This is a genomic window from Shewanella vaxholmensis, assembly GCF_031932135.1.
Classification (GTDB): domain Bacteria; phylum Pseudomonadota; class Gammaproteobacteria; order Enterobacterales; family Shewanellaceae; genus Shewanella; species Shewanella hafniensis.
Genome location: NZ_JAUOEV010000020.1, coordinates 42,651 through 60,640 on the forward strand (window position 1 = coordinate 42,651; position 17,990 = coordinate 60,640).

Annotated in this window: 19 protein-coding genes; 4 read left to right on the forward strand and 15 right to left on the reverse strand. The window is 44.4% G+C overall.

Annotated elements, in window-relative coordinates:
* Nucleotides 1–66: 66 nt before the first annotated feature.
* Together Q4Q46_RS16225 and Q4Q46_RS16230 are read right to left on the reverse strand one after the other, a co-directional pair.
* Complete coding sequence (locus tag Q4Q46_RS16225; protein WP_311906480.1) at nucleotides 67–738, reverse strand: fumarate reductase cytochrome b subunit; 672 nt, start codon at nucleotides 736–738, stop codon at nucleotides 67–69.
* Nucleotides 739–910: 172 nt separating this feature from the next.
* Entirely contained in the window at nucleotides 911–1,633 is a 723-nt protein-coding gene (locus Q4Q46_RS16230; protein ID WP_311906481.1) for a fumarate reductase cytochrome b subunit, read from the reverse strand.
* Between the two features lie 384 nt (nucleotides 1,634–2,017).
* Between Q4Q46_RS16230 and prmA the strand changes: the two genes are divergently transcribed.
* From prmA to Q4Q46_RS16250, 4 genes are all read left to right on the forward strand, one after another.
* Nucleotides 2,018–2,899: a 50S ribosomal protein L11 methyltransferase gene (gene prmA, locus Q4Q46_RS16235; RefSeq protein ID WP_006083369.1), complete on the forward strand. Its 882-nt coding sequence runs from the start codon at nucleotides 2,018–2,020 to the stop codon at nucleotides 2,897–2,899.
* Between the two features lie 174 nt (nucleotides 2,900–3,073).
* Nucleotides 3,074–4,042: a tRNA dihydrouridine synthase DusB gene (gene dusB / locus Q4Q46_RS16240; RefSeq protein ID WP_006083370.1), complete on the forward strand. Its 969-nt coding sequence runs from the start codon at nucleotides 3,074–3,076 to the stop codon at nucleotides 4,040–4,042.
* Between the two features lie 16 nt (nucleotides 4,043–4,058).
* Nucleotides 4,059–4,364, forward strand: a complete 306-nt coding sequence (gene fis / locus Q4Q46_RS16245) for a DNA-binding transcriptional regulator Fis (protein WP_006083371.1) — start codon at nucleotides 4,059–4,061, stop codon at nucleotides 4,362–4,364.
* Nucleotides 4,365–4,706: 342 nt separating this feature from the next.
* A complete protein-coding gene (locus tag Q4Q46_RS16250; RefSeq protein ID WP_311906482.1) occupies nucleotides 4,707–7,706 on the forward strand; it encodes a UvrD-helicase domain-containing protein in 3,000 nt (999 codons plus the stop codon).
* Between the two features lie 77 nt (nucleotides 7,707–7,783).
* Here the strand turns inward: Q4Q46_RS16250 and Q4Q46_RS16255 are convergent, their stop codons facing one another.
* The 13 genes from Q4Q46_RS16255 to Q4Q46_RS16315 all read right to left on the reverse strand — a co-directional run bounded on the left by Q4Q46_RS16255 (nucleotide 7,784) and on the right by Q4Q46_RS16315 (nucleotide 17,983).
* Nucleotides 7,784–8,071 (reverse strand): hypothetical protein, encoded by a 288-nt coding sequence (locus Q4Q46_RS16255; RefSeq protein WP_311906483.1) that lies wholly within the window; start codon nucleotides 8,069–8,071, stop codon nucleotides 7,784–7,786.
* An 8-nt stretch (nucleotides 8,072–8,079) separates the two neighbouring features.
* Nucleotides 8,080–8,514, reverse strand: a complete 435-nt coding sequence (locus Q4Q46_RS16260; protein WP_311906484.1) for a PilZ domain-containing protein — start codon at nucleotides 8,512–8,514, stop codon at nucleotides 8,080–8,082.
* A gap of 34 nt (nucleotides 8,515–8,548) precedes the next feature.
* The gene (locus tag Q4Q46_RS16265) at nucleotides 8,549–9,469 is read right to left on the reverse strand and encodes a flagellar motor protein MotB (protein ID WP_311906485.1); all 921 of its coding nucleotides are present in this window, start codon (nucleotides 9,467–9,469) and stop codon (nucleotides 8,549–8,551) included.
* Nucleotides 9,469–10,326, reverse strand: a complete 858-nt coding sequence (gene motA / locus Q4Q46_RS16270; RefSeq protein ID WP_261272814.1) for a flagellar motor stator protein MotA — start codon at nucleotides 10,324–10,326, stop codon at nucleotides 9,469–9,471. The genes Q4Q46_RS16265 and motA overlap by 1 nt, the downstream gene beginning before the upstream one ends.
* 23 nt (nucleotides 10,327–10,349) lie before the next feature.
* Nucleotides 10,350–11,066 carry an RNA polymerase sigma factor FliA gene (locus tag Q4Q46_RS16275; RefSeq protein ID WP_261272815.1) on the reverse strand — a complete coding sequence of 239 codons (717 nt, stop codon included), beginning with the start codon at nucleotides 11,064–11,066 and terminating at the stop codon, nucleotides 10,350–10,352.
* Between the two features lie 11 nt (nucleotides 11,067–11,077).
* Nucleotides 11,078–11,545 (reverse strand): flagellar basal body-associated FliL family protein, encoded by a 468-nt coding sequence (locus tag Q4Q46_RS16280; protein WP_261272816.1) that lies wholly within the window; start codon nucleotides 11,543–11,545, stop codon nucleotides 11,078–11,080.
* A 16-nt stretch (nucleotides 11,546–11,561) separates the two neighbouring features.
* Entirely contained in the window at nucleotides 11,562–12,770 is a 1,209-nt protein-coding gene (locus Q4Q46_RS16285; protein WP_311906486.1) for a flagellar hook-length control protein FliK, read from the reverse strand.
* Nucleotides 12,760–13,086 carry a hypothetical protein gene (locus Q4Q46_RS16290; protein ID WP_261272818.1) on the reverse strand — a complete coding sequence of 109 codons (327 nt, stop codon included), beginning with the start codon at nucleotides 13,084–13,086 and terminating at the stop codon, nucleotides 12,760–12,762. Before Q4Q46_RS16290 ends, Q4Q46_RS16285 begins: the two co-directional genes overlap by 11 nt.
* Entirely contained in the window at nucleotides 13,055–13,435 is a 381-nt protein-coding gene (fliS, locus tag Q4Q46_RS16295) for a flagellar export chaperone FliS (protein ID WP_006083381.1), read from the reverse strand. Before fliS ends, Q4Q46_RS16290 begins: the two co-directional genes overlap by 32 nt.
* Before the next feature lie 13 nt (nucleotides 13,436–13,448).
* Nucleotides 13,449–14,795: a flagellar filament capping protein FliD gene (fliD, locus tag Q4Q46_RS16300; RefSeq protein WP_311906487.1), complete on the reverse strand. Its 1,347-nt coding sequence runs from the start codon at nucleotides 14,793–14,795 to the stop codon at nucleotides 13,449–13,451.
* 302 nt (nucleotides 14,796–15,097) lie between these two features.
* Nucleotides 15,098–15,904 carry a flagellin N-terminal helical domain-containing protein gene (locus tag Q4Q46_RS16305; protein ID WP_261272820.1) on the reverse strand — a complete coding sequence of 269 codons (807 nt, stop codon included), beginning with the start codon at nucleotides 15,902–15,904 and terminating at the stop codon, nucleotides 15,098–15,100.
* Between the two features lie 225 nt (nucleotides 15,905–16,129).
* Entirely contained in the window at nucleotides 16,130–16,942 is an 813-nt protein-coding gene (locus tag Q4Q46_RS16310; RefSeq protein ID WP_261272821.1) for a flagellin N-terminal helical domain-containing protein, read from the reverse strand.
* A 225-nt stretch (nucleotides 16,943–17,167) separates the two neighbouring features.
* Nucleotides 17,168–17,983, reverse strand: a complete 816-nt coding sequence (locus Q4Q46_RS16315) for a flagellin N-terminal helical domain-containing protein (protein WP_261272822.1) — start codon at nucleotides 17,981–17,983, stop codon at nucleotides 17,168–17,170.
* Nucleotides 17,984–17,990: the final 7 nt, after the last annotated feature.

Sequence of the window (17,990 nt, forward strand, 5' to 3'; positions counted from 1 at the left end):
TCTTATGTAGTTTGCGGTGTTCGACATTCTATTCACGATTAACTTATTCATTAATTGCCGGCGGAATTAACTCGCATGGGGTAAAAATGCCAGCAGTGAAGCTATGCCTACTGTGATAAATAGCACGCTCACAATGGTTTTGATCTTACGTAATCGACTGCGGCTATTGAGATCCCGCGCCGCGCCCCATTTCAAAGCCACACGGTAAATACCAATCGCCGCATGTAACTCCACAGTAAGCAGCAAAGGCAGGTAAACCATCCACACACCTTGGTTCCAAATACGGTCGGCGCTCCCTTGGGGGCCAATGGTTTCGGGAGCCGAGCCAATAAGCCACAGATGTACTGGCAACAGCAGTAAAATCACCACACCGGTAATAGCTTGCCAACGCCATAGACGCGTATCACTGTGGTTGATCACTTGCATTTGCTGCTGCAATGCCCTTTGCTGGCGCAAACTCATGGGTAACTTTTGCAGCGCAACTAATACATGCACTAACGCAAGAGCCGCGATGCCCATTGCAATACCCGTCACCACCCAGGGATAACCGTGACCATCATCAGAAAGAAAGCTCAGCTCCATAGTGCGCGCTACCCAATTCATGGCATCGCTACCCAGTAAAATCGATGAGACTAAGACTAAGTGGGTCCACAGAAAAACCGCGAGGATGACGCCAGACAAGCTCTGACTTAAATCCAGCCAAGCACTCCATTTTTTAATAGTTAGTTTGATCGCCATCCTCTCGCCTCATACCGTTGACCTTATCGAGCCAATCTCATTAAGTCTTACTGCAAATTAATATCGCTCACATATCCACACGAAAACGTGAGCCAGATCAATTGAGTGCTGAATAATTAACCTAACGCTTAAATAATAGCAGTGAAACAAAATCCTGCTGCCGGCTCAAAACCTACTCAGGCACGAAAGGCTGTACAGGAATACCCAGCTCACTGCCGATAAATAGATATGAAACTAGGCTCGCAGTACCAAGGCATAGCAAGTAAATAATCAGCACCTTGGCGAATTTTCGCAGGCCTGAGCGTTTGGTGGTTATGCCCCACTTTACCGCGACGCGATACAGGCCAATCATGGCGTGCACAACCACAGCAGGCAGCAACAGCACATACAGCAACCAAGCATTATCGTGATACACCCGCTCAGCCGATAAATGCGGGCCAATTTCAGGATTCAAAATCATAGTGAAGAGGTGAACTGGGACGAGGAAAAATAAAATAAAGCCGGTGATCAGTTGCCAAAACCACGCATGGGTATCCTTGTGGTTGATGCTACCCATGTGCAAGCGCAGGGCGCGCCATTGCCCGAGCTGCGCCGGAAAACGCCGCAGTGCCACCGCCGCATGCACTATCACCACCAATAACATAAACACCGAAAACACTTTAGTGACTATGGGGAAACCGTGTCCTGTGCTGCTGAACATGCCACCTTCAAGCAACTGCACTACACGATAAAAGGCCTCTTTTCCCAGCAAAATGCTCGACTCAAAATGCATATGCAGCAATAAAAAGCTGCCGAGCATAATCCCTGTCGCGCTCTGTAGCCTGTCAGCCTTTGCTGACCAAGGATGACCTTGCGATGTACTCACCCTATTGTGAACTCGAGTTATGCTTGTCATCTTGGATTCACCTATGTCGTTTGTCGTTGGCACCTCTTGGCAAACTACACCATAGCAGTAACGCAGATCCGGCTTCAGCATCACAGATTTAAAGCGTGAGCCAACTCACCTGATTGAGTGCAACTCTTAGAAGAAGATCACAAAAAACGCACAAAACCAAACAAAGGTAAAACCAATTAACCAATATATTTCATGGTGTTATACAAAAAATTAAAACTGACAATTCGCTTTCCAGCACCAATCGATGCGTGTTCGCTAACACTTTGTCTACGCAGACAAAAACGCTACACCGCGATAGTCAGTCGCAGAACCTTAAGCCATGGTTTACAATAGCGCGATATTTTGAACCCTTAGCTTTTGCACACTCTGCCACAGGATGCCCCCATGCCTTGGATCCAACTCCGTATAAACACCAATAGCGATGACGCTGAAACCATCAGCGACTTGCTCATGGAAGAAGGCTCAGTCTCTATCACCTTCGAAGACGGTAAAGACACCCCTATTTTTGAACCTAAACTGGGCGAAACCCCACTGTGGCGCGATACCGTTGTCGTTGCCCTATTCGATGCAGAAACCGATCTGACACCGACCATCGCCATGTTGAAAACCTTGCCTTTCCTCGGCGAGAACTTCAGCCATAAGGTCGAACAAATTGAAGATAAAGACTGGGTGCGCGAATGGATGGATAACTTCCACCCCATTCAATTCGGCACACGTCTGTGGATTTGCCCAAGCTGGCGCGAGATCCCCGATCCAACCGCAGTCAATGTGATCCTCGATCCAGGTCTTGCCTTCGGCACAGGCACTCACCCTACGACAGCACTGTGTTTAGAGTGGCTAGACAGCTTAGATTTAAGCGATGAAGAAGTGATCGACTTTGGCTGTGGCTCTGGCATCTTAGCCGTAGCGGCACTGAAACTGGGCGCGAAAAACGTCACAGGTATCGATATCGACTATCAAGCCATCGACGCTTCACGTGCTAATGCCGAGCGCAATGATGTCGCCGACAAGCTGGCGTTGTACTTACCAGAAGACCAACCCGCCGATCTCAAAGCCGACGTACTGGTCGCTAACATTCTTGCAGGCCCACTGCGTGAATTAGCACCTTTGATCGCAGAACGCGTAAAAACCGGTGGCAAACTTGCCCTTTCCGGTCTCCTCAAAGAACAAGCCCAAGAAATCTCTGACTTTTATAGCCAATGGTTCGATATGGACGCAGCGGCTCACAAAGAAGATTGGAGCCGCTTGACAGGTAAGCGTAAATAGCGCTAAAGGGTGGCGCAACATGCGCCACCGCTGGCTTCCAACAATTTGGCCTCTGACTTCTCGTCGATTAAAAGTCAAGAAAAAAAATTACCTCTAGGTCATTTATTGACCTTTTCACGGCCAACAAAAAGGGCTACTATAGCGCCCCTTTGAAGAGCTAAGGTGAAACATAAAATGCAGATTGGACCCTATCAACTGAACAATCAGCTGATCGTGGCACCAATGGCAGGTGTCACCGATCAAGCTTTCCGTAATCTTTGTCTTCGTTATGGCGCAGCCCTAGCGGTTTCCGAGATGCTTTCATCCAATCCCGAGGTTTGGGATACAGATAAAAGCCGCCAGCGCATGACGCATTCTGGCGAGGAAGGCATCCGCTCAGTGCAAATTGCAGGAGCCGATCCTGATTTAATGGCGCAAGCCGCCTTGTTCAATGTCGAACAAGGTGCTCACATCATTGATATCAATATGGGTTGCCCGGCGAAAAAAGTGAATAAAAAGCTGGCTGGCTCAGCGCTGATGCAAAATCCACCGCTGGTAAAAGAGATTTTACAAGCCGTGGTCGCCGCAGTGAATGTGCCCGTCACGTTAAAGATTCGCACCGGCTGGGAGCCAGAACACAAGAATGGTGTTCAAATCGCCCAGATTGCCCAAGATTGTGGCATCGCCTCGCTCGCCGTTCACGGTCGCACGAGACAATGTATGTACAGAGGCGACGCTGAGTACGACACGATCAAAGCAATCAAACAGAATGTCTCGATTCCTGTCGTCGCGAATGGGGATATCGACAGTCCGGAGAAAGCCCGCTTTGTGCTGGAATACACCGGTGCCGATGCCTTGATGATAGGACGGGGTGCTCAAGGACGGCCTTGGATTTTCAGAGAAATCCAGCACTACTTGGAAACGGGTAATAAGCTAGCGCCCATTGAGGTTGCCGAACAGCGTCAAGTGATGCTGGAACACCTCACCAAACTGTATGATTTGTATGGTGAATACAAGGGTATCCGCTTCGCCAGAAAACATATGGGATGGTACCTAGACCAAGAAGCTCAGCGCCAATTTAGGGCTGACTTTAATCGGCTGGAAACCGCTGCAGAACAGTATTCCCTCGTGGAATGTTATTTTGATGAATTAGTACAGAATTAATAAAGAGCAGAATAGAATGTTTGATCAGACAACTAACACAGAAGTTCACCAGCTTACCGTTGGCAAAATCGAAACCGCAAACGGCACTATCAAGCCCCAGTTATTACGTGACGCAGTAAAGCGTGCCGTAACTAACTTCTTCGCACAGTTGGACGGTCAGGAAGCACAAGAAGTTTATGAAATGGTGCTAAGCGAAGTTGAAGCGCCTCTGCTTGACATCATCATGCAACACACTCGTGGCAACCAAACCCGCGCAGCAAACATGCTAGGTATCAACCGTGGTACTCTGCGTAAAAAATTGAAAAAATACGGCATGAACTAATCCGCAATGATTAAGTTGTTGTATTAAAAAGAAAAAGCCTGAAGAAATTCAGGCTTTTTTGCTTTCTGATACACCACTTTCTAATGTACGCCTTTCTAATGCGCGCCCTTCTTATGCATATAGTTACACAGTCACCATCATGCTTGGTTTGCCACGCCTCTCACGCCAACTAAGACATCATTCACCAACACTATGAGCTTGGCTGCGTTTGATGACCAAAACCAATAGACAATCCATACAGAGCTATAGCATAACCTTGACACGAGCCATCGGGTTTTAAGTTATAATGCATTTAAAAATCAGCCTGTTAATTCTAAAACTTTTTTAGCCGTAGGTTTTACATTGTCATTGACTCACTCTGAACAAGATATCAAGCACAGTTGGTTTGGCCATTTCTTTATTGGCAAAGCTGATGCGGTAAAATTCAGCGCCAGTGGTATTAGCATTAATCGCACTAAAGGCGGCTTTTTTGCTCACTCTCGCCGCGCTAACAAAGTAGCCGCTGACGAATGCTTTACCTGGCAGCAACTGGACTCTCCGCCAGTTTTTACCTTAAGTCCGCTTGGATATTTACTCAGTTTCACAGTATCTGGCAAAGCCTATCAACTGCCGTTTCTAAGCTATTTTGCACAGCATCAATTTGGCAACGAAATCGCACTGCTTTGGGCGAATGCCAACGGGGCGCGCATTGCTGAGTTAGTGGCGAAAGTCGATAAAATACTGGCACACACTTATTTACGTGAATCACGTTTAGCAATGATACAAGCCAGAGTCGCGCGCGAATACCAGCGCTGGTTCCCTTGGTGTGAAAACCTGCCATTGTCTGCACATTTACACACAGTGTTAGCGAGGCTTAAGCAAATCCACCGCTGGACTCGCGCCGATATAAAGCAGTTGCGTGAAGATTACATTCAGTCTCAGCTCGTTAAATTTGCTGACTATTTTGAGCATGTAGAATCTAATCCCTTAACCGAAAAACAGCGTCGAGCTTGTATTATCGATGATAACAATAACTTGTTATTGGCAGGTGCTGGCACGGGCAAAACCAGTGTGATGGTTGGTCGAGCAGGATATTTGCTTAAGAGTGGTCAAGCAAAAGCCGATGAAATATTGCTATTAGCCTATGGCCGTAAAGCGGCTGACGAGATGGATGAGCGGATTAAAAACAGGCTCGGTACGGATGATATCAAGGCGAACACCTTCCACAGTTTAGGCTCAAAAATTATCGCCGACGTTGAGCGAGCGAAACCGAGTTTGTCCCCTTTAGCGGAGGATGACAAAGCCAAAGAGCTGTGGGTGCACAATACCCTTGAGACTTTGATTGAAGATGCAGCTTACCGTAAGCAGCTTTTCGAGTACTTCAGTCGTTTCTATTATGTTGAAAAAAGCCCATTCGAGTTCGAGGTGGAAGGTGAGTATTTTCAATACTTGAATGATAACGATATTCGCAGTCTTAAAGGTGAGCGAGTCAAAAGCTTTGGTGAGCTCTACATTGCCAACTGGCTATTTAGTAATGGCATCGAATATGTCTATGAAGCTAAGTATGAGCATGATGTGCGCAGTATTGATTTTCGTCAGTATCAACCCGATTTCTATCTGCCTGAATACCAAATTTATCTTGAATACTATGGTATTGATGAACACCAGCATACCGCTCCTTATATCGATAACCAGAAATACTTGGAATCGATGGTATGGAAACGCCAGCTACATCAACAGCATGGCACTAAGTGTGTTGAGCTATTTTATTACCAACATAAAAAAGGGTTGTTAATCAGTAAGCTTGAGCAAGCTTTACAGGTCTTTAAAGTACAATATGCGCCCTTACCCGATGAAGCCATACTAGCAACCCTACATGAACTTGGCCGCGTGACCGAATTGGCAAAAATGTTTAGTCAGCTGATAGGGCTGTATAAAGCGGCTTGCCTTGATGAACATGGACTTGAGGGGGTATTTGCTAGCGCCGCCGATGCTCAGCAGACCCGCAAGGCATTCGAACTGCTTGAGCCCATAATCACGCGCTATGAGCAGCATTTAGCGATAAATGGCGACATTGATTTTGAGGACATGATTGGCAAAGCGTTGACGTATCTACAACGCGGGCAATTCATTAGCCCGTGGCGTTTTATTATGGTGGATGAGTTCCAAGATATTTCAGAACCACGTGCCCGCTTAGTCCGCGCCTTGAGGGATTCCTGTGCACCCCATTCTAAAGCGTTGGCGTCTTTATTTTGTGTTGGGGATGACTGGCAGGCAATTTATCGTTTTAGCGGTGCAGATGTAAGTTTAACCACGCAATTTAGCCAATATTTTGGCCCAACAGCCCAAAGCGACTTAGATCTGACTTTTAGGTTTAACAGTAGTATTGGGCAAGTTGCCACTCAATTTGTCACCCAGAATCCCACGCAATTGAGCAAGGACATTCGCTCCCTCATGCAGGTCGCCTACCCTGCAGTCTCAATATTACGCCGCGGAGAAAACGAACCGCCCAGTAAAGATGAGCCAAGCCCAAATGCATTGGAACAAGCATTAACGGCGATAAGTGCAAGGATAAACGCCGGAAGTGACAAACTTAACAGCGTAGCAAGCGTCTATTTACTGGCACGTTTTTGGTTTCAGCTACCCGATAAAACCCAAGTAAACCAACTCGAAGCTAAGTACCCTAACTTGAAAATTGAGTGCCAATCTTTTCATGCTTCGAAAGGAAAAGAAGCCGATTATGTGGTGATCATGGGGATGAAAACGGGAATGCATGGCTTCCCTTCAATGAAAATCACTCCTCCGATACTAGATGCATTTTTACCAAAAACGGAAGCGTTTGAATTTGCAGAAGAACGTCGACTGTTTTATGTCGCGTTAACGCGGGCAAAACACCGCGCCTATGTGATTGCCGATATGACAGACGTGAGTCCTTTCGTCACTGAACTGCTTACAAAAGACTACCCAATTGAACAAGATGAGTTCAACACCTCTTTAGTACAAAGGTTATTTGAAGAAGTAAAATGCGTGCGTTGTAGCACGGGAACGCTTAAGCCTAGAACAGGGAATTTTAAATCGTTTTATTCTTGCTCACATTTTCCCTTGTGCGATCACAAGGAGCAAGGCTGTGAACTTTGCGCTAGCCCAATGACGCGTAACCGTTTTGCAGGCTTTAAGGTGTGCCTAAATGAGGCTTGTGGACATATATCACCACTTTGTAACCTCTGCGGTGGCGATATGCTGTTAAAGGATGGTCGATTCGGCCCCTTTTGGGCCTGTCGCAATTACCGCAGGCAAAACCTACCCAGTTGTAAAAATACGCTAAATAAGGCGAAGATATTACTCCCAAACGAACGCCCCTAAAAGCATGTGAGCTAAATGCAAAATACTTGACCAAAAGCCTATAATAAGTCGCAACTCATTTTTTATAAGCTGGAAATTTAGAGTAAAAAGAAGAAATAAACCACGAGGAAAAAGGAACTGAGAGCACCAATCACAACTGGATAAATGAGGTAAGCATCTTGCGCTCTGGCTGCACGAATAAAGCATAAATGAGCAAGAAAATAATTATAGATAAAAATCATAACTGAAATCATAACGCCATGACCGAAACGTAATGTATTCATATTAAACGCAACAATAATAAGCAATAGCCAATTCAGCAAGATGAGGTAAAGAAAGACCTTCTGCAGCTTATCTGAGCCGTTTCGATGAAAAGATGCAGCCATTGCATATCCTATATTTTCGCCCGCAATCTAATTGCGTCAATCAAATTCTGAACTTCATCCTTATCACGATAAATCCAGCGTGCACCTAAGAACTTCAATCGACCTTTAATAGTGTGTACTCGAGTGACTTCACATAAAACACGTATTTGCTCAAGTTCAATATAGAACTTCATCCCTATCGACAAGGGTTCATTGCATAAAATTCCAACACCACTAATGCTAATGTCTTTTATGTTGGCGGTACCTATTGGCGTAATAACAAACCAACGAGTTGTTGATAAATTTACCGTCAGACCGTCGCAAGCCAATGCAAGTGGTGCACTTTTATTACGTCTCAGGCTAAATCTTTGATGAGTTCGACGATTATCAAATTCAATAATCTGATACTCAGGACCTGCTTCAACGTCATCTTCAGAATGTACAAACTCTTCATACAGATTCATAGTCATCCCTAAAAAATGAGAACAGGTATTAACACTATTGAGTGATTGCTTGGCGCTTTATTTCGTTAATGGTCACGCCTTTTGGGGCTGTATCGCTAGGAGCACCAATCATACCTCTTAATAACTGTTCAGCAGAGGAGGTTAAAATAAGCGCCTCAATCCGACGATTAGCCGCTGCAGCAGTGTCAGTCGTAATATAAGGGATCTGATCAGCCATGCCCGTAACTTGGATAACTTGGTCACGTTTAACCCCACCACGCTCTAAAACTCTACGCGCGAGAAGCGCCCTCTCGCTGGATAACTCCCAATTGGTGAATAGATTGCCAGCATAGGGAGTTGAATCCGTATGACCCGAAATGACCATGCTGTTGGTGACATTTTTTAAAATTGGCCCTAAAGATAAAAGTAACTCTTCAAAATAGGGTTGCATCTGCGCACTGCCTCGCGTGAACATAAATTGATTCACATTATCATGAATTAAGATGCGTATACCCTGAGGCACAATAGTCACGGCAATATTCTCAGCCATGCTTGAATTTTGCACGACTCGATTTAGTTCTCGAGCTAATACAGTTAACTGTGCTTGTGTATCAAATTGCCCAGGGATCAATGCCCCTTCTTCTAGACCTTCCGACTCACCGCCTCTGCTCATTGGACTCGTCGGTATAATTGAAGGTGCAATAGACATATTACCTTCTAAATCAATAATCGAAGATGACTGACTTAACTCAAATGGATTAATTGGACCAGTTGGGTTCATATCCCCACGTAAATACTGCACTATCATGGTTCGCTCTTTCTGATCTGCAATTTGCATGATCCACAGCACCATAAAGAGCGCCATCATAGCAAGCGTAAAATCAGCAAAAGCAACTTTCCAAGCCCCTCCGTGCCCATGATTACGCTTTCCTCGCTTTCGCCGCTTGATAATAATCGGCTCATTTTTATGGAGCATTAGCTTCTCTGCCCTTCCATCCAACGTTCTAATTCTATAAATGAAGGGCGATTTTCACTTTGAATTTGTTTCCGTCCCGCATCAATAGCCATCATTGGTGGCTTACCTTTTGAAAAGGTCACTAAAATAGCGGCGATGCACCGAAGCTGTGCCGATTTACGATCAACCAGATGCTCTAATGCTTTAGACATAGGATCGAAGAAACAATAACACGCAAAAATACCGATAAATGTACCCACTAATGCTGCAGCAACTTTGACACCAATCATAGTAATTGGCCCGTCAATATTTGACATAGTAATAATAATACCGAGAACCGCAGCTAAAATACCAAAGCCTGGCATAGCCTCGCCTACCTTACTAAAGGCTTCTGATGGCCGTAATCTATCCTCCTCTATTCGATGAATCTCTTCTTCTAAAATGTGTTCTAAGTCATGGGGAGATATCTTCCCAATAGACTGAACGCGTAAATTATCGATTAAGAACTGTAAAACATTTGGATGATTAAGTACGGCTGGATACATTAGAAAAATAGAACTTTGCTGAGGATTTTCTAAATGCTCATCGAGTACTTTTAAGCCTTGTGATTGGATCTGAGCCATTAAAGTGCCCATTAAGGGAAATAACTGAGGATATAATTCAGGATCTTCTTTTCCCTTATTAAATAACTCTTTTAACTGTTCAAACATCTCTTTTAATACTGATTGCGGGTTAGCAATAATAAGCGCCCCTATTCCCGCACCCATAATGATCAAAATTTCAGCAGGCTGCCACAATGCAGACAAAGCGCCACCCGCCCAAACATAACCGCCAAATACAGAGGCTAAAATGATTAACAGCCCAACTAGTTTACTCATTACGATCTTCTCACTTTTAAACTTTAGCGCTGCAATATTGTTTTTAACTGTGAAATAGCTGATTTATGCAGCTGGCAAATACGCGTTTCAGTCAATCCCAATGCCAAAGCTATCTCTTTTAAATTCAGCTCATGATGATAGTAAAGCGACAGAATTAGCTGTTCTCTTTCATTTAATTTTGAAATAACTTTTATCAAGGTTTGCTTCAGCATCAATCGCTCGACATCATTGCTTCTGTCTACTGGTTGCTCACCTCCTAATAGCAACTCATCTAGGCTCTTCATCGACTCCGCTTGTGTTGAATATAAGCGTTCCCGATAATCTTCTGCACTCAAACCAAGCGCACTGGCCACTTCAAGATCGCTTGGTTCACGTCCCATCTCTCGACTCAAGCGCCTGACTACGTCATTCAGCTCATGGGCCTGCTGCCGAACAGGTCTAGGACGCCAATCTTGCCGCCTCAGCTCGTCGAGTATGGCACCGCGAATACGTTGCCCAGCGAAGGAAATAAATCCGTTATCCAGTTCACCAGGATACCGACGTGATGACTCAAGCAAGGCCATCATGCCAATTTGCTCCATATCCTCGAGAGATAACATCACGCCGCAGTGACTGCGCATCTGCGACACGATACGTTTAATTAATGGCAGGTATTGCCGAATAATCTGCTGTTCAGATTGGCGCTCTTCGACTGGATAGTCACAGGTTTGTTGATATGCGAGTTGGCCCGCTGTTGTCATGATAGGGCCTCTTACTGGATCACCATGCGAGTAAAGAGCACTTCATCAATATCCGACGGTAATTGATTATCAGACAGCACTTTTACCATCAATATCAGCGCCTCTGACTGTAAGCTGTCGAGCTGGTCTAAATGATTCAACTGCTCAAATGTTTTACGTGAAAACATCTTCATCATAGCGTTACGTATGAGTGGGTCAGACTCTAGCAAAACCGTTTTCATATTGGGATTACGGCTTTTTAATGACATTTCAAGCAGCATGTAATGGGGGTATTTATCCCCTGGAATCGATATAACAAACTTTTCTAATGGATAGAACTTTGCCACAGGTACAGGTTTGACTTCGGGTTCCGATGCAAAAAGCTCTGCTAGCTTCCAATCTCCACTACTTGTTCCAATCCAAAATGCACCTGCGGTCGAACTAATGAGCACAAGTAACGCTAAAATAATCTTTACTAAACGAGATTTTAAAATTGCCATTAAACGACTCCGGCACTTAAGCCAATAAATCTAATTGAGATTTTTCTCTCGCCATAACATCGACAGCATTATCCGTCGCAGCTTCAGCCGTTATTGTCGAGGAAAATAATGCCGTTTCCTGCTGGTGCTGTGACGATCCACCTTGACCAATATCGACATCAATTTGACCGCCATGATCCATTGCCAAATCCACTCTCAAACGATCTAAACCATTGAGCAATGCATCTCGAATTGCCGGATTCACCGCATGCATTTGCACCTGTAAACGATCGCCCTCTAAACGAATATTAAGCTCAATCTTGCCCAGCTCTGGCGGATCTAACCTCAATTCGGCTTTCTTAATATGTTGATCGACTTGGAAACGAAGGTGCTCTCTTAAGGGAGTGAGGATCTCTTGAGATTGCTGCGCTAAAGAAGCCATTGGAGTGAGTGATACGGGTCCCCATTGAGTGGCACTGGCAGCCTGCGAGCCCGCAACTTGCTGAGCTCCAATCGCATTAATATCTTTAGCTTCATGCCCCCTGAGCTCAGCTAACACACGCTGAAACACTGACGAGTCAGATTTCAAATGGTCAAGATTCCCAGAGAAAGGTGCCAGCGTTGAATCCTGCATAAATGCGCCGCTCATTTTCAAGGGTTCACCACTCATACCCGTAGGCTGAGTGCTACTTCCTGCAAGAGCCATAGATGAGGTCATCCCTGAGCTAAATAGGCTTCCTCTTTGATCTGTGGCTGAGAGCCCAATTAAAGATGCAGGAGTTCGACCTACCGGATCCGCTTTAACAGTTTCAGCAGACAAAATCACAGGAACAAACGGCGCAACAGCAGTCGGTGAAACGAGACTGTTCTGAGGCGTAGCGGCTAAACCGTCTTGACTAATAGGCGCTGAGTTAACCTCAGTATTTAACAGTGACGGAGGCACTCCAGGTACAGCAGGAGCAGCAACTGATGCAACAGGAGCAGCAACGGGTACAAAAGGCACTGAGCCAGAAAAATCACTATTAATATATTGATTTAAAAAGGTATCAGCATCACTGTCTTGAGCTTGTTCAGTACTCGCAGTCAACCGCACCTCACCTAGAGGAAGAGATTCCACAGGCAATCCTATAGGTAACGCCAACAAGGTAAATGGCTCAGATTTATCTTGATCAACTGCACTGACCACCTTAGTCGTCAAGCTGGTACTTGTGCCCACTGGACGAATTGAAAGAAGATCAGAGATCATCCACAGCTCCACTCACTTGAGTTAATTGATAGGCGGCTAAACCTGGTTGTTGCAACTTAAATCGGCCCATTTCAACGGCTAATTCATCACGAGCCAAGATTAATTCTTGGAGCACTTGAGAATGAACCCGCTTTAATTCCGCACGGGCAGTTTTCTGTTCAATATCATGAGCCTTACCTGCCTGTTGCAGCGCCTTAATCAAAGCGATATTCACTTTTCGGACATTTTCCCAATCCCGGGCATCTGCATATTGGCGTAGAGCACTCGCAAAACGCGCCCATTGCTTAATTGAGATTTGCCCATCCTTCTCTGACATTGGTAATCACCTGAGTAATTGGAACCAGAGCTTCTGCACTGTTTTCGACACTGGCACTGACAAGCTGACGGCTACAGAAGTCATAGAGACGATGTAAACTCACGGCAACTTCACCACCATTTTCAAGGTCAAGCATAGAGTCCAAGCCGTGCACTATATTAAGGCACTTGTGGATACTCATGCCTTTCGCCTCATACCTTTGGTATTCCATATGGCCAGCGGTCCGCTCTAGTTCTTCCAATAAACCATCAAGTAGCATACGCACCATATCATGGGTTGTGGCTGCCGCTACTTGTGCGTCTAACGCGGTTTGCTTGTAGGCATTAAATGGATCGTACTCGTTTAACATTGGTTATAATTTCCTAGCTAAATAGCCCACTTGCAACGCTAAATTGATTAATCGTCGCTTCCATTGCAGTAAATTGCGTTAAATAAATCTGATACTTTTGATTCATTTGATAATCATGACGTGCCATGCTGTCATTCACGCTTTTGATCTGTTTATTAATCGCTTCCTGCTTTTGATCGATATAACCATTAAACTGTGTAAATGGTTTTAGGGTATTTTCGATGCTTTTGACATAGCTATCAGGGCCAGTAAACATGGCTTGTACTTTTTCTGGATCACTTTTAAAGCTATCGGTCAGCTTAGCATCATCAATTTTTAGCTTTCCGTCTCGACCAATCTCAATCCCAATATCAGACAAACGCATACCATTGGCGGCGGTTACAAATACAGAATCACGTAATTTAGACTGGAGTAGGCGAATAGAAGTATCCCCCTTCAACACACCAATTTGTGCTTCACTCACTGCTGTAGTTTTGTCTTCCTTATCTTTATCGGAAGAGCTTGAGTCAGAGGTTTGAACGCCCATTGAACGGGTTAATTGATTAATTTGCGTCATTATAGAATTAAATGAATCGACAAAATCCTTAACCGCTTTCTTGTTCGCTTCAAAATCGTCTGTTACTTTAATCATGCTGCTTTCACCAGCCGCATGCACCTTGACTAATTCAAGACTGACACCATCAACAACATTCTCTAGATAGTTACTACTGCTGGTAATATCGATACCGTTTAATGTGAGTTCCGCATCTTGTGCTGCACGACGTTCTGTCATGCCCCAATCAGCGCCATTAAACTCTACCTTCACTTGATTCGCGACACCCGATTCCTTTGAAGACAGCATAAATTCGATTTGGTTACCGGTGCGCACTAATGACGCTTGTACACCAGGATTACCCACTTGTTTATTGATCACATCGCGTAACTGAGACACAGAAATAGCCGCACCGCCATTAACCGTTGCCAAATCAATTTCCATACGCTTAGTCGGATCACTACCGACTTGAATACTCATTACACCTGTCGCTGGTAACAGTTCGTTTTCAGATGCATAAGTCTTAGTAAGCTGATGTGCTTGCGCAAGTTTATGCACGCTCAAATCATAGTTGCCCTTTGGCGCATCAGATTTAACTGTCGCGGTCGCATTCTCGCCCGTAACCGTAGCAATTTTGCCTTTAGTTGCATTGCCACCCATTTCACTCAACTTAGTGGCCATTTTCTTCATATTATTTTCAAGCAACGTATAGGCATCTAACTGTGTTTTACTGGCAGTTAACTTGCCTTTGTAAAGCGTATCTTTACCTGCGCGGTCTGCGCCAATCAGTTGCTGAGCAAATTGTGCTGCATTCATACCTGAAATCATGACTACCTCCACTCGTTCTAGAGCAAAACGCATGCCAAAAACAAGCTGCTGTTTTTAAAGATATTTAAATAATTAACTGGCCCGAACACAGCTAAAAACTTCCGCATAAACACTTAAACAGGAAAACTATCTTCCACTTTGTGTTATCGAAAATTCCCCACTAAAATATGAACCTTATAGGTTTCAATCTCGGGTTTAGCGACTACCGACCAATACATAAACCGTGGCTAAAATAAAAATGCCAGTCAGCGCAACTAACTGGCATTTTAGCTGTGACCAGTGACATCACTTACCCAATAACATTAACGCAATAGACCCATCACTAAGCCAGTATTTTGGTTAGCTGAAGAAAGTACTGTTGTACCCGCCTGAACTAATAATTGGTTGCGCGTCATATTGGCAGATTCAACCGCGAAATCGGCATCCATAATACGGCCGGCAGCGGCTTTGGTATTTTCAGTTACGCTGGCAAGGTTAGCCGCAGTATGGCCAAGACGGTTAATGTTGGCGCCTAAGGTTGAACGTTTAGTGCCAACTGCAGAAATAAAATCATCCACTAACTTAATTGCATCATTCGGGGTGCCTTCTAAATCGCCAGCTTTAAGAGCCGTAATGTCTGCCGTAAGCGCTGTAAGTTTAACGTTCAGAATTTCATCTTTACCTGCACCTATCTGGAAAGTTACATCTGTAAGCTTGGTAAAAAGGTCATTACCTGCATAAGTCGTTTTGGTAGCAATACGCTCGATCTCATCATTTAGCTCTTTAAACTCATCATTCAATGCTTTCAAATCATCAGTTGAGTTAACACCGTTTGATGCTTGAGTAGCCAATTCTTTCTGGCGATTGGCAATGGTCGTTAATTCTTCTAACGCACCATCAGCGGTTTGCAGCATAGAGGTCGCATCAGAAATATTGCGTGATGCTGTTTCCATACCTTTTACGTTAGCGCTCATGCGGTTTGCAATTTGCAACCCCGCAGCATCATCAGATGCGCTATTGATACGTAAACCCGTAGACAAACGCTCCATAGCATTAGTCAATAAGTTATTGCTTTTGTTAACAGCACCTTGAGCAACAATTGAAGCGTAATTAGTATGAACACCTAACATATCAGTTCTCCTGAAAAATAACGGTTATCTTGGCGATGCCTGAATCTCAGCATCGATCCATAACTAATTAAGGCGACAGCAACAGCACACAACTAAAACTTATTTAAAAATAGATGGGATCACCTCTATAAAAACAGACTGAAATGGCATGCTCAAAACGCCATAAAAAATGCCAGCAAGCTAAGCTCACTGGCATTAAAACTAACACTGACTAATTTAATAAAATTAGCGCAGTAACCCCATGACTAAACCTGTATTTTGGTTAGCTGAAGACAGTACTGTTGTACCCGCTTGAACTAATAATTGGTTACGGGTCATATTGGCAGATTCAACCGCGAAATCGGCATCCATAATACGGCCTGCAGCGGCTTTGGTATTTTCAGTTACGCTGGCAAGGTTAGCCGCAGTATGGCCAAGACGGTTAATGTTGGCGCCTAGTGTAGAACGTTCTGTACCCACTTTGGCTAAGAAAGTATCAACAGCGGTAATTGCAGCAGTAGCACCAGTGGTTAAGTCACCTGTTACAGTTGTTGAAATAGCGCCTAACTTCACATTCAGTGTTTCTGCTATTCCAGCACCAATCTGGAAGTCAACACCTTTAATAAGTACGCCATCAGTCGCATCTTTAAACAGGTTATTACCCGCATAGGTTGTGTTTTCAACAATGCGTGTAATTTCATCGTTTAACTGTACAAATTCATCATTCAGCGCAGTTAAATCATCAGCAGAATTCACACCGTTCGCCGCTTGAGTGGCCAATTCTTTTTGGCGGTTAGCAATGGTCGTTAATTCTTCTAATGCACCATCGGCGGTTTGCAGCATAGAGGTTGCATCAGAAATATTGCGTGAAGCCGTTTCCATGCCTTTTACGTTAGCACTCATGCGGTTAGCAATTTGCAAACCCGCAGCATCATCAGATGCGCTATTGATACGTAAACCCGTCGACAAACGCTCCATGGCGTTAGTTAGTAAGTTATTGCTTTTGTTAACAGCACCTTGTGCAACGATTGAAGCGTAATTAGTGTGAACACCTAACATATCAGTTCTCCTGAAAAATAACGGTTATCTTGGCGATGCCTGAATCTCAGCATCGCTCCATAACTAACTAAGGCGACAGCAACAGCACACAACTAAAATCGATTTTAAAATGAGTGCATTAGCACTGTAAAAATCAGACTGAAATGGCATGCACCAAACACCATAAAAAATGCCAGTAAGCTAAGCTCACTGGCATTAAAACTAAACTGACTGGCTTAACTGTAATTAGCGCAGTAGACCCATGACTAAGCCTGTATTTTGGTTAGCTGAAGACAGTACCGTTGTACCCGCCTGAACTAATAATTGGTTGCGCGTCATATTAGCTGATTCAACCGCGAAATCGGCATCCATAATACGGCCGGCAGCGGCTTTGGTATTTTCAGTTACGCTGGCAAGGTTAGCCGCAGTATGGCCAAGACGGTTAATGTTGGCACCTAAGGTTGAACGGGCAGTACCAACTTTAGATAAGAAAGTATCTACAGCACCAATAGCGGTATTTGCTGCAGTAGTTAAGTCACCGGTAACAGTTTTATCAATCGCGGCTAATTTAACATCCATTGTTTCTGATGTCCCAGCACCAATTTGAAATTTAACTCCAGTACCCTTTACTAGCACACCATCTGTAGCTTCAAATAGTTTATTACCCGCATACGTTGTATTGTCAATAATACGGGTGATTTCTGAGTTCAACTCTTTAAACTCATCATTCAATGCTTTCAAATCATCAGTTGAGTTAACACCGTTAGATGCTTGAGTAGCCAATTCTTTCTGGCGATTAGCAATGGTCGTTAATTCTTCTAACGCACCATCAGCGGTTTGCAGCATAGAGGTTGCATCAGAAATATTGCGTGAAGCCGTTTCCATGCCTTTTACGTTAGCACTCATGCGGTTAGCAATTTGCAAACCCGCAGCATCATCAGATGCGCTATTGATACGTAAACCCGTCGACAAACGCTCCATGGCGTTAGTTAGTAGGTTATTGCTTTTGTTAACAGCACCTTGTGCAACAATTGAAGCGTAATTAGTATGAACACCTAACATATGTAGT

Coding starts and splice junctions, on each gene's coding strand:
- Q4Q46_RS16225 (WP_311906480.1), bottom strand. CDS start 738: ATGGCGATCAAACTAACTATTAAAAAATGGAGTGCTTGGCTGGATTTA.
- Q4Q46_RS16230 (WP_311906481.1), bottom strand. CDS start 1,633: ATGACAAGCATAACTCGAGTTCACAATAGGGTGAGTACATCGCAAGGT.
- prmA (WP_006083369.1), top strand. CDS start 2,018: ATGCCTTGGATCCAACTCCGTATAAACACCAATAGCGATGACGCTGAA.
- dusB (WP_006083370.1), top strand. CDS start 3,074: ATGCAGATTGGACCCTATCAACTGAACAATCAGCTGATCGTGGCACCA.
- fis (WP_006083371.1), top strand. CDS start 4,059: ATGTTTGATCAGACAACTAACACAGAAGTTCACCAGCTTACCGTTGGC.
- Q4Q46_RS16255 (WP_311906483.1), bottom strand. CDS start 8,071: ATGGCTGCATCTTTTCATCGAAACGGCTCAGATAAGCTGCAGAAGGTC.
- Q4Q46_RS16260 (WP_311906484.1), bottom strand. CDS start 8,514: ATGAATCTGTATGAAGAGTTTGTACATTCTGAAGATGACGTTGAAGCA.
- Q4Q46_RS16265 (WP_311906485.1), bottom strand. CDS start 9,469: ATGCTCCATAAAAATGAGCCGATTATTATCAAGCGGCGAAAGCGAGGA.
- motA (WP_261272814.1), bottom strand. CDS start 10,326: ATGAGTAAACTAGTTGGGCTGTTAATCATTTTAGCCTCTGTATTTGGC.
- Q4Q46_RS16275 (WP_261272815.1), bottom strand. CDS start 11,066: ATGACAACAGCGGGCCAACTCGCATATCAACAAACCTGTGACTATCCA.
- Q4Q46_RS16280 (WP_261272816.1), bottom strand. CDS start 11,545: ATGGCAATTTTAAAATCTCGTTTAGTAAAGATTATTTTAGCGTTACTT.
- Q4Q46_RS16285 (WP_311906486.1), bottom strand. CDS start 12,770: ATGATCTCTGATCTTCTTTCAATTCGTCCAGTGGGCACAAGTACCAGC.
- Q4Q46_RS16290 (WP_261272818.1), bottom strand. CDS start 13,086: ATGTCAGAGAAGGATGGGCAAATCTCAATTAAGCAATGGGCGCGTTTT.
- fliS (WP_006083381.1), bottom strand. CDS start 13,435: ATGTTAAACGAGTACGATCCATTTAATGCCTACAAGCAAACCGCGTTA.
- fliD (WP_311906487.1), bottom strand. CDS start 14,795: ATGATTTCAGGTATGAATGCAGCACAATTTGCTCAGCAACTGATTGGC.
- Q4Q46_RS16305 (WP_261272820.1), bottom strand. CDS start 15,904: ATGTTAGGTGTTCATACTAATTACGCTTCAATTGTTGCTCAAGGTGCT.
- Q4Q46_RS16310 (WP_261272821.1), bottom strand. CDS start 16,942: ATGTTAGGTGTTCACACTAATTACGCTTCAATCGTTGCACAAGGTGCT.
- Q4Q46_RS16315 (WP_261272822.1), bottom strand. CDS start 17,983: ATGTTAGGTGTTCATACTAATTACGCTTCAATTGTTGCACAAGGTGCT.